Annotated in this window: 11 protein-coding genes, 3 pseudogenes and 2 riboswitches; all 14 genes and pseudogenes read left to right on the top strand. The window is 40.6% G+C overall.

What is annotated here, in order from left to right; genetic code table 11:
* Positions 1-198, top strand: a pseudogene (locus HMPREF0083_RS12785) (Rpn family recombination-promoting nuclease/putative transposase); the annotation flags it as partial.
* Positions 199-1,448: 1,250 nt separating this feature from the next.
* The gene (locus tag HMPREF0083_RS12780) at positions 1,449-2,075 is read left to right on the top strand and encodes a TetR/AcrR family transcriptional regulator (protein WP_021621831.1); all 627 of its coding nucleotides are present in this window, start codon (positions 1,449-1,451) and stop codon (positions 2,073-2,075) included.
* 136 nt (positions 2,076-2,211) lie between these two features.
* The gene (locus tag HMPREF0083_RS12775) at positions 2,212-2,619 is read left to right on the top strand and encodes a PaaI family thioesterase (RefSeq protein ID WP_040302643.1); all 408 of its coding nucleotides are present in this window, start codon (positions 2,212-2,214) and stop codon (positions 2,617-2,619) included.
* Between the two features lie 69 nt (positions 2,620-2,688).
* On the top strand, positions 2,689-3,846 hold the full coding sequence (locus HMPREF0083_RS12770; protein ID WP_040302641.1) for an aromatic ring-hydroxylating oxygenase subunit alpha: 1,158 nt from the start codon (positions 2,689-2,691) through the stop codon (positions 3,844-3,846).
* A 385-nt stretch (positions 3,847-4,231) separates the two neighbouring features.
* Positions 4,232-4,822 carry an erythromycin esterase family protein gene (locus HMPREF0083_RS12765; RefSeq protein ID WP_081696068.1) on the top strand — a complete coding sequence of 197 codons (591 nt, stop codon included), beginning with the start codon at positions 4,232-4,234 and terminating at the stop codon, positions 4,820-4,822.
* A pseudogene (locus HMPREF0083_RS12760) lies at positions 4,768-5,898 on the top strand (BlaR1 family beta-lactam sensor/signal transducer); the annotation flags it as partial. The gene HMPREF0083_RS12765 and the pseudogene HMPREF0083_RS12760, both read left to right, overlap by 55 nt.
* A 34-nt stretch (positions 5,899-5,932) precedes the next feature.
* Positions 5,933-6,316, top strand: a complete 384-nt coding sequence (gene blaI, locus HMPREF0083_RS12755) for a penicillinase repressor BlaI (protein ID WP_040302640.1) — start codon at positions 5,933-5,935, stop codon at positions 6,314-6,316.
* A 471-nt stretch (positions 6,317-6,787) separates the two neighbouring features.
* On the top strand, positions 6,788-8,185 hold the full coding sequence (locus HMPREF0083_RS12750; protein WP_021621824.1) for an amino acid permease: 1,398 nt from the start codon (positions 6,788-6,790) through the stop codon (positions 8,183-8,185).
* A gap of 527 nt (positions 8,186-8,712) precedes the next feature.
* The gene (locus tag HMPREF0083_RS12745; protein ID WP_021621823.1) at positions 8,713-9,915 is read left to right on the top strand and encodes a macrolide family glycosyltransferase; all 1,203 of its coding nucleotides are present in this window, start codon (positions 8,713-8,715) and stop codon (positions 9,913-9,915) included.
* A gap of 319 nt (positions 9,916-10,234) precedes the next feature.
* Positions 10,235-10,408: pseudogene (locus tag HMPREF0083_RS12740) on the top strand (LysE family translocator); the annotation flags it as partial.
* Positions 10,409-10,548: 140 nt separating this feature from the next.
* A riboswitch (TPP riboswitch) is annotated at positions 10,549-10,648 on the top strand.
* A 90-nt stretch (positions 10,649-10,738) separates the two neighbouring features.
* Positions 10,739-10,838, top strand: a riboswitch (TPP riboswitch).
* Between the two features lie 165 nt (positions 10,839-11,003).
* Complete coding sequence (gene thiD, locus HMPREF0083_RS12735) at positions 11,004-11,804, top strand: bifunctional hydroxymethylpyrimidine kinase/phosphomethylpyrimidine kinase (protein ID WP_021621822.1); 801 nt, start codon at positions 11,004-11,006, stop codon at positions 11,802-11,804.
* Positions 11,805-12,098: 294 nt separating this feature from the next.
* Positions 12,099-12,293 (top strand): hypothetical protein, encoded by a 195-nt coding sequence (locus HMPREF0083_RS12730; RefSeq protein ID WP_021621821.1) that lies wholly within the window; start codon positions 12,099-12,101, stop codon positions 12,291-12,293.
* Positions 12,294-12,802: 509 nt separating this feature from the next.
* The gene (locus HMPREF0083_RS12725; RefSeq protein WP_021621820.1) at positions 12,803-13,420 is read left to right on the top strand and encodes an NUDIX hydrolase; all 618 of its coding nucleotides are present in this window, start codon (positions 12,803-12,805) and stop codon (positions 13,418-13,420) included.
* A gap of 67 nt (positions 13,421-13,487) precedes the next feature.
* Positions 13,488-13,629, top strand: a 142-nt coding sequence (locus HMPREF0083_RS30145; RefSeq protein ID WP_420834650.1) for a DUF3885 domain-containing protein, incomplete at its 3' end; no start/stop codon positions are given.

Raw genomic sequence — 13,629 nt, 5'->3', positions numbered from 1 at the left:
AGGAAAGCGTTGTTGGATGAAAAGTCCGCTTTAAAAAGAGCTGAAAAACAAGGAGAAATAATAGGGGAGAAAAGGGGAGAGAAAAGAGGTATCATGAAAGTTGCCTTAAGCATGATACAAAAAGGAATAGATAACGAAACCATAGCCGAATTAACCGAGCTTACACAGGGAGAAATTGAACAACTTCGTAGGCAATAAAATAAACCCTGGTTACCTAGATATCATTCTTTATCGGTGTCCATGGGGAATACCTTCATGGATGTCCAAAATGCTTCACACGCTTAGGTAAAATGATAAGTGATAAATAGCGGTCCTTATTTAATATCTGTTTCAAACAGTTGATTTGAGGCCGTAATGGGACGGTTTCGGGAAAATTTGCAGTAAACCTAATTTTGGGTATACTGGACATGAGGCCTTATATAGCAAGGGTTTGAGGCATTTTTCTTCTCTGCTAAAAATAGAACTCCTGCTTTACTGCAAAAAGTCGATTTTTGATTCACTTTTTAACTCATGAAACCCTTGATAACTGAAGGTTTTTGTCTGTTTTTCTTTTAGGGTTTTATCTGAACGTAATGGGATATAAAGTGGTTTCGCCATTCATCGTAAAATTGGAGTAGTTTTGTTTTATCTGAACGTAATGGGATATAAAGCTAATATATCTCTTAAGCGCTAAACTTAATAATAAAAATAAAGTTATAAAAGATAGAAAGAAAAACAAATACAGAACACCAACTATTGTTTTGGCATGGGTAGTATCAATTGCTGTTATTCTTATTCAGTTTTCTATTCACTCTTTTGAAGCGGGAAAACATTTAAGGACAACAATCATAAAAACAAACGGTTACATAGTAGACAAGAACTATCTAGTAGAAACCATTATTTACTCTGATAAGAATGATTGCCTAAATGGATATATAGTTACAGCAGATAAAAATGGGATCTACTATATCTCTAATGAAGACTGGAAGCTGATTACATTGAAAAACTTGTCTATACGTACTCAACCTATTCCAAGTAATGAAAGTAATCCTCTAATCTGCAAAAAGAAATAGAAATAAGGAAACTACCATCAGGTATCTCGGGTCGCCCACTTCCACGCCAAACTGCTCCGCTTCCTCCCGGTTATATTTGGGAGGGATATGACCTGCACCACGTCTTACCTATTCCCTGTGAGTTGTCATCAATCGACATAATATTACAAATTTTCCCCATTGACCCAAGAATTGAACAATGATTTACTTGTTGTAGACCTTCGCGATGAATCAGGCAACAACATCGTATCCGGGCACGTACCTTTGGCAAGAGGGGGGAATGACCACACCCGATGAAATGTGATAACCACCCGATTATTCGATCGTGATGGTCGGTCGGCGGGGCTCACCAGGCGCTGCTCGTCAGTCGCGTGACAGCACCGATTGACCGAAGACAAGACCGAAAGGAACGGACATATGGCCTATCGACGCACTCCCAAAATCGAAACACGATTGGCTGAAACGCGGGACCGGATCCTGCAGTCGGCCATCCAGCTCATTGCCGCCAACGGGTATAAAGCCACAAGTATGGGCGCGATAGCCGCCGAAGCGGGGGTCTCAACGGGACTCTTGTACCGGTATTTCTCGTCGAAGTCCGAGATCTTTAATGAGGTGTTTCAGCAGATTTCCACACGAGAAATTGCCGCCTGCTGGGCTGCGGCATCGACGGGAACGACCAGCCGTGACCGGCTGACCCGGGTGCTCGACACCTTCAGTCGGCGCGCGTTCCGCGAGCGGCGGCTCGCGTGGGCGATGCTCATCGAGCCCGTCGATGAGTATCTCGATGCCGAACGCTTACGCTTTCGAACACCCTACCGCGACATCTTTTCGAGCCTCCTCCGTGAAGCGGTTGCTGCGGGCGAAATTCCGCCTTTAGCGGTCGAAGTCGTTGCATCCGCCATTGTAGGTGCAGTGGTCGAGAGTCTCACCGGTCCGCTCTCGACGGTCACTGAGCGGGATGAGGAAGACCGGGTGGTAGAAACATTGACGCATTTTTGTCTGCAAGCTGTGGGTTATCGGGACGATGCATCACGTGACGAATAGTTGAAGCCTGTTCTGGATGTGTCTTCAACCATATGGCATCTCCAACGTGATGATACCCTTTAAAACGAGGTCCAGTGGCTCGTTGTTGAGGAAGAACAGCTATTCACCACTGAGGTTAATAAATGAGGGGATATGGATGAACGACATTGAGTCCTTTGCACGGCAGGTTTTTGACAGTCAACCTTTCAGCCAGTTTATAGGTGCGCAATTGACTGATTTGGCGCGCGATAGTGCGGAATTGACTCTTCCTATTGTGGAATACCTCAAACAGCAACATGGATTCGTTCACGGTGGCGTGATTAGCTATCTTGCGGACAACGCCATCACCTTCGCCGGTGGTCTGGCGCTGAACGGCAATGCTCTGACGGCCGAATTCAAGATCAATTATCTGCGGCCAGCCATCGGCGATTCTCTTATAGCTCGGGCAAAGGCTCGGAGCATTGGAAAACGTCAGGCTGTCTGTCAGTGTGAGGTTTATGTCGTGGACGGCAACGAAGAAAAGCTTTGCGCCCTGGCTCAAGGGACGATCGTGCCATCGCCATGATCGGGTTCTATTGCGACGCGCCGGATGTTAACTTTTAGTGAAGTTGGTCATGAACAGGAGGAAAATGCGATGCGCTACGAAACACAGGTCGACATCTTACAGACACTGATTACGCTTCATCAGCAGCAACGGGATCAGAAAATGCTCGGAGAAGTGGTGAAAGTCCCGGTGAGCCACTACACCGATTCGGACATTTTGGCACAGGAAATGAGCACGGTCTTTCGCCGCTATCCAATCATCGCCGGACACGTCTCCAGCGTCAGCCGCCCTGGGGACTATCTGCTTAGCGACTGGGGTAAGTTTCCCTACGTGGTCGTGCGCGACCAGACCGGAGAACTACGCGCTTTTCTCAACATCTGTCGGCACCGGGGCGCTCGCGTCGTTTCAGGAAATGAGAAGTGCCTCAAAGTGTTCGTCTGTCCCTTTCACGGTTGGGTATACGACCTCGACGGTTCACTCAAGCATGTGACCAAGGCCTACAACTTTCCTGAGTTGGACTTCAGACAATACAACCTGATGGAATTACCTGTCGTCGAGCGAGGCGGATTGATATGGATTCATCCGACGCCCGGTTCTAGCATAGATCTGGATGCGTATCTCGGACCAATCGGCGACGACCTTGACCATTTTGGCATCAACGAGCTGGTTCGCTACCGTAAGACCAAGGTCGTCAAGCATGCTAACTGGAAACTGCTGATCATGACTTATCTGGAGGGCTATCATGTCCCCTACCTGCATCGGCACACTCTGTCTAAGTCTTTTCACAAAGGCATCATTGCCCATTACGAGTATGGCCCACATATCAGGCTCGCGGCAGCAAGGACAAATTTTCCGGATGTGTTGAGGACGGCAATTCACAACTGGTCGATTCTGTCCTTCGCGTCAGTTTATTACTTGCTTTTCCCGAATACGTTTTTCATCATGCACCCCGACTATGTCTCCATCAACACCTTCTACCCCGAAGATACGGACAGAACAATCTGGACGCACGAGATGCTTTATCGGGAGTCAGATTTTCAGGACGAAAAAGGACAAAAAGCCCTGGCCAATCGCTTTTCGTACACAAACGATACCGTTTTCGATCAAGAGGATTTTGCGGTGGCAGAACACGTGCAAGCTGGATTGTCCAGCGGAGCCAACGAGTTTCATACGTTGGGGCTGAACGAAGGTTTGCTCGCCATGTTCGAGCGTAGTATTGATGATGTCCGTTCTCGGGTCGAGGGGTGATGGGGCGGACGAGACACAGCAGTTAACGGCATATATCCAGCGGAGCTTTTTAACTCACCTTTGACAGTTAAGACGCATTTTCGGGGTAGAGCTTTTTCAACAAACCGCGCCATGGCGCGGTTTTCTTCATGTAAATCTTCTTCTCTTGCACCCGAAATGCAGGTCACAATTCTGCTAGATAATTGTGGTAACAAATATAAGGAATGGTGCTCTCTTTGTTTCCCCAAGTTGTATCCACAAAAAAGTCAGATGGTCGTACCTACCGTTATCTGCATATTGTCGAATCCTATCGGGAAGGTAAATCGGTAAAAAAGCGCTCTGTTTTTCACCCTTCTTTGGCTTTCCGCCTGCATCCGCTGAAAATATCTTAATATTTGTTTGCCGTATGTTCTGGTCGAACTGCAGTCGAAAATCGCTCAGTGATCGAATCAAATTTATGGAAATGAGCCTGTATAATGAAAAGGAGGGCAATGAGTTCAGAGACAAAATCATGGCTGACAATGTTGAATGGCTAATGAAAGTTATGTATCCAGGGAAAAAAATAATACTGTGGGCTCATAATGACCATTTAGCCAAAAACACCTCTAAAATTAGTACAATAGAAAATGGAAAATGGATGAACAGCTTTACTAGTATGGGAGAACTTCTCCATAAAAGATTGAAAGGCAAGGAATACGTCATAGGGCTATATATGAATAAAGGAAAAACAATTACTATTGCTACATATAAACCTTTTAATATAAATCCTATGCCTAAGGGAAGTCTTGAAAGTTTGATGATGCAGAGTGGATATAGGAATGTATTTATCGATTTATCAAAACACTCTACGCCAAATAAAAATAATGCCTGGATGTTCAAACCGATTTATGCCGCCGAAGACGGAATGACATCTGAAATGATTAGGCCGATGTTAAGACCTATTATCAAATATTATACTGGTTCAATCCGTTTGTTTGGATTGCTTTTAGGGAAATGAGATTGGATCGTGAAATAGCTTGTGATATTGCTGTTTTAAATTCATTGGATGAACACTGTTATGCTGAATATGGGAATGCGATTATTAATTTTGTGGACAGAGCATCACAGCCGCGGAATTTCGTTTTGGCCAATCAGCTGAACAGTTCCAAGGAGCAAATTAAAAAACGCATTGAAAAGATTGCATCCTTTACGACTGAATCGAAGCTGTTGAAGCTGAAGAGTATCGCTATCTTTATGCTTGTGGGAGTATTTGTTGTAAGTCAGGCTCCGCTCGTTTCCGTGATGGTCGATGATAATAATTGCTACGATTTTAAAAATGAACGGACAGCATATGAGGATCTAAGCGAATATTTTGTCGGATTTGAAGGGAGCTTTGTATTATATAATTTGAAAGCTAATCAATATAGCATTTATAATGAAAATAAAAGCAAATTGAGAGTTTCTCCAGATTCAACTTACAAGATTTTTAGCGCGTTATTTGGATTGGAATCAAATGTCATTACGAATGGAAATTCCACAATTAAATGGAATGGAATAAAATATCCGTATGTTTCTTGGAATATGAATCAGAATTTATCTACAGCAATGAAAAATTCAGTGACGTGGTATTTTCAGGATTTGGATAAAAGAATCAATCTGGATAAAATGCAAGCTTATCTGAATCAAATAGGCTATGGTAATTGCAATCTTTCTGGCGGAATAGGACAATATTGGATAGAGTCTTCATTAAAGGTATCCCCAGTAGAGCAGGTACAATTACTAAAAGCTTTTTATACAAACCAATTTGGATTTGAGGAAAAGAATGTACGGACCGTCAAAGATGCGATCATATTAGAGGAAAAAGATGGTGTACGGCTATCTGGAAAAACAGGAACAGGCAGTGTAAATAACAAAAATATAAACGGGTGGTTTATTGGGTATGTAGAGATTAAGGATAACACTTATTTTTTTGTAACTAATATACAAAATGAAGGAAACACTAACGGAAGCAAGGCAGCAGAAATAACGTTATCTATTTTGAGGGATAAAGGCATATATTACAGTTATTTGCCGGGAAACAAAAACTCTATATGACAAATGTATGTGTAATAAAAAAAGGAGGATAAGAGTGTCTAATAAAGTCCCCAGTATTTCAGAAGCAGAATGGGAAGTCATGAACGTGCTATGGCAAAAGGCTCCACAAACGGCCAACGAAGTCATTTCTTCCTTGCAGGAGCGAACGAATTGGAAACCGAAAACAGTTCGAACTCTTTTGGATCGTCTCGTTCAAAAAAAGGTGGTTGGTGTAAATCAAAATCAGAAGCTCTATACTTTTTTTCCACTTTATTCGCAGGATGAATGCCAGCGTGCCGAAGCCCAGTCTTTTATTAAGAGAATTTATGGCGGGGCGCTGAAGTCGATGCTGGTTCAGTTCATCCAAGAGCAATCCTTGTCTGATGAGGATATTAAGGAACTACGCTCTATTTTGGATGAGAAGCCTAAAAAAACTTAGGAGAGAGGAAGAAATAGGTTTAGTGAAAGTCAGTGTATGAGTTGTTAAAGGGCAGAAGTTTTTGGCTGTATTCAACATTTGTTTTCATCTGATTTGATAAATCGACACATCATCTATTATTTGAGGTTCTAACTTGTCCGGGCTATTCATCGTATATTATAAAGAAAATGTTTGACATATAATATAGTTTTCTGCTTTTATTTCATTTCACACACATTGAATTACCAAGTGTTTTTCTGATAGATACAATTGTTTTCAGCAAAAAAACATATTATAATACAATGAGTAATTTAGCAGCGACGCATAAGGCAGGAAAGTTGGATAGCCTTTCTATCTGGTTAGAATGTCTCGTGAAAAAAGTTTTTAAATAAATAAAAAATGAATACTTGCTTCATTAGTGTGGATTGAAAAGAGTGTGTTCTAGCCGCTTTCCTAAATTACCGCTAGCAGCAGAAAGGAAAAGGAACAAAAGTGGCAAACAAAGAATTGAAAAGATCCTTGGAAGCTCGGCACATTCAGATGATTGCTTTGGGCGGTACAATTGGGGTCGGGCTATTCATGGGATCGGCAAGCACGATTAAATGGACAGGTCCGTCCGTCATGCTTGCGTATGCGATTGCAGGAATTTTTATATTTTTCATCATGCGTGCAATGGGAGAAATGCTGTACTTGGAACCAAGTACAGGTTCATTTGCGACCTTTGGCCATAAGTACATTCATCCCTTAGCAGGTTATCTGACGGCTTGGAGTAACTGGTTCCAGTGGGTCATCGTCGGAATGTCAGAAATTATTGCCGTGGGGACCTATATGCAGTATTGGTTTCCAGATTTACCCACTTGGGTACCAGGCATTATCGCAATGGTGATTCTCGGTGCAGCGAACTTATTCTCTGTTAAATCATTTGGTGAATTTGAATTTTGGTTTTCAATGATAAAAATCGTAACCATCGTTTTAATGATTATTGTAGGGGTTGGTTTAATTTTCTTTGGAATTGGTAATGGGGGAAATGCAATCGGATTATCGAATCTTTGGGAACATGGGGGTTTCTTTACTGGCGGTTGGTCAGGCTTCTTCTTTGCTTTGTCGTTAGTAATTGGAGCTTATCAAGGTGTTGAACTAATCGGGATTACAGCAGGTGAGGCAAAAGACCCGAAGAAAACGTTAACGAGTGCGATTCAAAGTATTATTTGGCGTATTTTGATCTTCTATATTGGTGCAATTTTTGTAATTGTAACCGTTTACCCTTGGGATCAATTGCATACGCTCGGCAGCCCATTTGTTGCAACTTTTTCCAAAATTGGCATTACAGTAGCAGCAGGGTTCATTAACTTTGTCATTATCACCGCTGCCATGTCTGGGTGTAATAGCGGGATTTATAGTGCAGGACGTATGCTTTATACATTAGGAGTAAATGGACAAGCACCAAAGATATTTACGAAGCTTTCTCATAATGGTGTGCCTTTGTTAGGAACGATGGGCGTACTAGTAGGTTTGGGCATTGGTGTTATCCTCAGCTATCTTGCACCAAAAAATCTATTTGTGTATGTCTACAGTGCTAGTGTACTTCCTGGTATGGTTCCATGGTTTATTATTCTGATTAGTCAAATCAAATTCAGAAAAGCAAAAGGAGCTGCAATGGATACGCATCCATTCAAAATGCCTTTTGCACCAGTGACAAACTACGTAACGATTGCCTTTTTGCTTATGGTATTAACCGGGATGTGGTTTAATGATGATACACGCATTTCCCTTATTGCAGGAATTGCTTTCTTGAGTATCGTCGTGATTAGTTATTATGCTTTAGGAGTTGGCAAGGCTGTTCCAGTGGGTACTCAAACAGATGCTCAAAACACGAGCAGATTGAAGTAGCGAATAAAAAAGAATAGATCCATCAAAAGGGGCGTCGAAAAATGACGTTCCTTTTTTATTTCATACATTATAAGCAGCACGGATGTTTCTAGAACAAACAGTTAAAAGTAGTAAGTGGCAGTTTTTACAGGGAAAGGTATAAGTATAGCATTGTCACAAAAAGGAAATATATGGGGCATAAAGGAAATTATGCTGAATTCCCACAGAAAGCTGTTCGAAATAATGCTTGTCAAATAGGGCTAAGATGAAAACAAAGAAGTGGCTGCCAGTTGCCGTATAGTTAGGCGGGTACAGAGCGGCCTGCTTTTTATGCTCAATCCTAAACCAAAAAGAAGAAGGTAAGATATGGAGAATTTTTGTTTGATGCAATATCAATTTTAGATTACAAAGGTGATTAAAAGTTGGAGATTTTTAAGTATTGTACTATGATAAATTTAGTTCCATTATTTGAGCTGAGCAATGGGTATGGGACAATCCCCCTTAATCTTACACAATTTGGAGAAAAATTTATCTAAGGAGTAGTAGAAATGGCACGTGTTTTATTTATTAATGGTGGATCAGAAGGGCATATTAATCCAACTATTGGAGTTGTGCAAGAGCTTATTTCGCGTGGAGAAGAGGTAGTGTATTTTACGATAGAAGATTTTCGAGAACGTATTGAGAAAACGGGAGCTACTGTACGAACATTTGACGGTCAAAAATTTATAAAAGCCTTTATCTCAGGTGGAAGAAATTATTTGCTCGAAAGAATCAATGGTCTTTTACATACAGCAGATATCGTCATACCTAGCGTTCTTGAACAGATTAAAGGAGAGCATTTTGATTACATCATCCACGATTCCATGTTTGGCTGTGGACGTTTGCTTGCCCAAATTCTTAAGCTTCCTGCAATCAATTCTTGTACTTCTTTTGCACAGACAAAAGTATCATTTGATAAAATGCTAGAACAACTTTCTGAAAAAATTCCTACAGAAATAGTTAAACCTATATACGATGAATTTCAAAGCTTGACGGTAATGGTAAAGAAAAAATATGATGTGGAGATCCATTCTCCTTATGAAGTTTTCTGTAATCCTGCACTACTTACAATCGTTTATACAACCAGGGAGTTTCAACCCTTTGGAGAAGTATTCGACCAAACTTACAAATTTGTAGGTCCATCCATCTCTTCACGATTAACGCAAGAAAACTTTGACCTTACTGCAATCAAAGGAAAAAGCCCAATTTACATTTCACTGGGTACTGTCTTAAACCAAGCCATTGATTTCTATAAGCTTTGTTTTAAGGCACTTGGGAACACTAACCATACCGTTGTCATGTCTGTTGGAAAAAAAGTTCAAATATCTGATTTGGGGGAGATTCCAGAAAACTTCATTGTAAAAAATTATGTTCCACAAACGGAGGTGCTGAAATACACTAAATTATTTATTACACATGGTGGAATGAACAGTACCAATGAAGGTCTCTATTACGGGGTTCCGCTAATTGTAATCCCACAAAGCGCGGATCAGCCGATAATTGCCGGGCAAGTGGCCAATATCGGATCCGGTATTAAATTACAAATGCAAGGCTTGACGGCAAGCCAACTACGTGAAGCCGTAGATCGCGTGTTAAGCGACCCATCTTTCCATAAAGCTGTTGCAAATATTAGAGGATTATTCCAAAGAGCGGGTGGATATCACCAAGCTGTTGATGAGATTTTCGAATTTAAAAGTCAATATGATATCTAAATGAATCAATTCATTTGGTAAACCAAGATTTAAAACTAAATCTTCCCATAAAAAAGACAATCAACAGGCGTGATGGAATACATATGATTTTTGTTTTGAGGGGAGTTATAAAATTCTTAATTTGATGGACATGCGACTGAATCCCTAAAAGGACAGGCTTCCGGAATCGTATATTGGACAACCAATTAGGTCTAGTGATTTACCATTTACTGTTGGTACTTTCCCTATAAGCATAACCCTGTAATCCTGCAATATTATACTATACGCTCGTGAAGTGTGAGATGTATTATTCATGGGACACATGTAAGGAGGCATTCTCATGAACATTACATCTTTTCTTATTTATTGTGTTATTGTTACATTTACGCCCGGGCCAACGAATATTGCTATATTGTCTATAGCACATAATTTTAGGATTAAGGAGACAGTTCAATACATAGGGGGAGTAACGGTTGCCTTCGGCATGTTACTTGCCGCTTCAGTTATTTTAAACCAAGGGTGTTGATTATCCACTCTGGATTATACTGGATAATCAACACCTTTGTTAACAGATGTCTCATGTGCAGTTGACCTGAGCTGAACACTAAAATTTTAAGTTTGACTTTTTGAAAAACACGTGTTGTAATAAGTTATAGTAATTTGCGGGGGGACTATTCACAGTTGAGAAGGTTAAAACCTGACCCTTTGAACCTGTTAGTTAATACTAACGTAGGGAAGCAAATCATTTACATCGCTATGTGTATATGGTTGGAGCGCTTTCCATGAATTTGGAAGTGCTCTTTTTTATTTCAATATAGTGCGCTACCAAAACTGAATATGGCTTAATTGTTTGCGGGGGGACTGTTCGCAGTTGAGAAGGTTAAAACCTGACCCTTTGAACCTGTTAGTTAATACTGGCGTAGGGAAGCAAATAACATTTAATCATGTTATGTTACCCTTGTCAAAAATAAGACAAGGTTTTTTTAACTTCAAAGTTCTTCATTGCATGAACAGGAGGCAGCGTAGATCTCACAATGCTTATAATCAGCTGTTAAAAGATTATTTATACACTGGTGAAAGATTAATTTAACGGAAAAGGAGTTATAGACATGAAAAAAGTTCTTAGTATTGCCGGTTCGGATTGTAGCGGAGGTGCTGGGATTCAAGCTGACTTAAAAACCTTCTCAGCTCATGGTGTTTTTGGGATGAGCGTCATTGTTTCGGTGGTAGCCGAAAATACGAGCCGTGTTATTGACATACAGGATGTCAAGCCGGATATGATTGAAAAACAAATCGATGCTATTTTTGAGGATATTGATGTGGACGCTGTGAAAGTTGGTATGCTCTCACAGCCTGATTGTATGAAAGCAGTCGCAGAAAAGCTAAAACAATATGCTCCCGCCAATGTCGTTATTGATCCTGTTATGTATGCGAAAAACGGCTGTCCGCTTATGAACCCCGGCGCAATAGACACATTAATCAAAACGGTTCTTCCGTTAGCTGACCTTCTTACCCCCAATATTCCTGAAGCAGAGAAAATCGCCGGTATAGAAATTAACAATGTTGAGGATATGAAAAAATCAGCGGTAGAGATTTATAAAATGGGTTGTAAAAATGTTCTTGTAAAAGGCGGTCATGCCACAGGCAATGCGCTGGATATTTTGTTCGACGGGAATAAGTTTTATTCGTTCGACGCACAGCGTATTGAGACAAAAAATACGCATGGTACAGGCTGCACTTATTCATCTGCTATTGCATCCAATCTCGCATTGGGGTTCGAATTACAGGAAGCGGTACATAGAGCCAAGGAATATGTGACAATCGCAATTCAGCATTCCTTGTCGATCGGAAAGGGCAACGGCCCCACTCATCATTTTTATGAGCTTTACAAAAACGGATTAAAGAAATAGTTGGGGATAGGCGGTTTAAGAGAAGTAATGGCATATGGTAAAGATACATTAGGAATAAATCGAATCGTGGCAATCACAACTCAAGATAATCGCGCTTCAGCCTACCGTATACGTATAATGTAAGCTGTTGCAGCCTTTTTTGAACTACGAGAAGTCGGAATGTACGGGAAATTCGATTTGGATGACAATGGAGTAGGCAACGAATTTTGGGGTAGAAGAGGAGAAACAAAAGAACTGGATTTGCAGTTTACAAAAGCATTGGAAAATTAATGGTTTGGTACTGATGAAGAGAAATTGGTACGTGATGTTGTCGCTTTGCTGGAGCATTCTTTTCAGATAGAGCAGGTCTCTATACATGAATGCAGGGCACAAACACTTGCACAGGCCATATGGACGGTGAAAAACGAGGTGCATGATTTTATCGGTAAGCACACAGATGATCTGTTACAGCAAAAATGGCTTCTCGTAGCAGAAGGGAAGAGTAAATAGGCTTATAACGTTATCATAAGCGAAAAAATAGGATGGCTCAGCCTGTCATTATTCTTTAGGGGATTGTTCCTGGAGTGGCATGTACCTACAGGAAGTCCCCTCTTTTGAAACTCTATATCAGATTATAAATGAAGGTAGCTGTTCCAGTTGAGGCATGGTTTTTATTTTGCTTAGTAAGATGTAGGTGGCAAGAGGTAAGCGAAAGATTGGATACAAGTGAGGGGTTCTTTTTGTGATCTCATATTTTTTCCGAATCTCCTACATCCAATCCCCTGAACTTTTGTTACTACGTCAAGTGAATTCTATATAGATAATAACGACAGCCCCTATAGACAGGGGGTGTTTTTGTATTTGGCACTTTATCGAATGGATAACTGTTAATTTATGGTTTAAAATGATATGTGTAGCCCTATATAAAGAGAGCAATAGTTATTAACAAACGTCTATGTACAAGGTTGTAGGTTGTGGTTTATGGAATAAGGAAAAAATCATTAATTGGCGGTGATTGAATGGCTTGCAAGTGGCTTGATTGGGCAAAAGAACTTCAATCCATGGCACAGGAAGGATTAACCTATTCAAAAGATATTTATGACCTGGAAAGATTTGAACGACTAAGGCAAATCAGTATAGAGATTATGTCAGAGTATACAAATATGGAAATGGAAATAGTTAAAGAATTATTTGCAAATGAAACTGGCTATGCTACACCAAAAGTGGACATTAGAGCAGTTGTATTTAAGGATAACAAAATATTAATGGTTAGAGAAAAGGCAGATGGCGGTTGGTCATTGCCTGGCGGCTGGGCAGATATTGGACTTACCCCAAGTGAAATTGTAGTTAAAGAGGCTAAAGAAGAATCCGGTTTTGATGTTAAGGCTACAAAGCTGCTTGCTGTACTAGATAAAAAATGCCATCCACACCCCCCATCACCTTATCATGTATATAAGATGTTTATCCAATGTGAAATAATTGGTGGTCAAGCTAAAGAAGGTATAGAAACGAGTGCAGTCGGGTTCTTTGATGAAAATGAATTACCGAAATTGTCAGTTGAAAGGAATACAGATTCTCAAATAAAAATGCTATTTGAATACTTAAGAAATCCTTCAAAGAAAGTGGAATATGATTAAGTAGCTATCCCGAAAGGGCAGTTTATTTCTTTAAAGCATGGTTTTATTTAATTAGTGAGGCAGATGCATGAATAGTTATCAATTACTTCAACAGTACATGTGTACACATTTTCCGAATATTGGAATATGCAAGCCGCTTTTCTACAACATGCCAATAGGGATTAGATTTGAAATCGGAAATTCGGAAAAAAGAAGAGGTTGGATGCGCC

This window comes from Aneurinibacillus aneurinilyticus ATCC 12856, assembly GCF_000466385.1.
Taxonomy (GTDB): Bacteria; Bacillota; Bacilli; order Aneurinibacillales; family Aneurinibacillaceae; genus Aneurinibacillus; species Aneurinibacillus aneurinilyticus.
This window is presented reverse-complemented; position numbering and strand designations above follow the sequence as displayed.

Coding starts and splice junctions, on each gene's coding strand:
- HMPREF0083_RS12745 (WP_021621823.1), top strand. CDS start 8,713: ATGGCACGTGTTTTATTTATTAATGGTGGATCAGAAGGGCATATTAAT.
- HMPREF0083_RS12780 (WP_021621831.1), top strand. CDS start 1,449: ATGGCCTATCGACGCACTCCCAAAATCGAAACACGATTGGCTGAAACG.
- HMPREF0083_RS12775 (WP_040302643.1), top strand. CDS start 2,212: ATGAACGACATTGAGTCCTTTGCACGGCAGGTTTTTGACAGTCAACCT.
- thiD (WP_021621822.1), top strand. CDS start 11,004: ATGAAAAAAGTTCTTAGTATTGCCGGTTCGGATTGTAGCGGAGGTGCT.
- HMPREF0083_RS12765 (WP_081696068.1), top strand. CDS start 4,232: ATGTTCTGGTCGAACTGCAGTCGAAAATCGCTCAGTGATCGAATCAAA.
- HMPREF0083_RS12725 (WP_021621820.1), top strand. CDS start 12,803: ATGGCTTGCAAGTGGCTTGATTGGGCAAAAGAACTTCAATCCATGGCA.
- HMPREF0083_RS12770 (WP_040302641.1), top strand. CDS start 2,689: ATGCGCTACGAAACACAGGTCGACATCTTACAGACACTGATTACGCTT.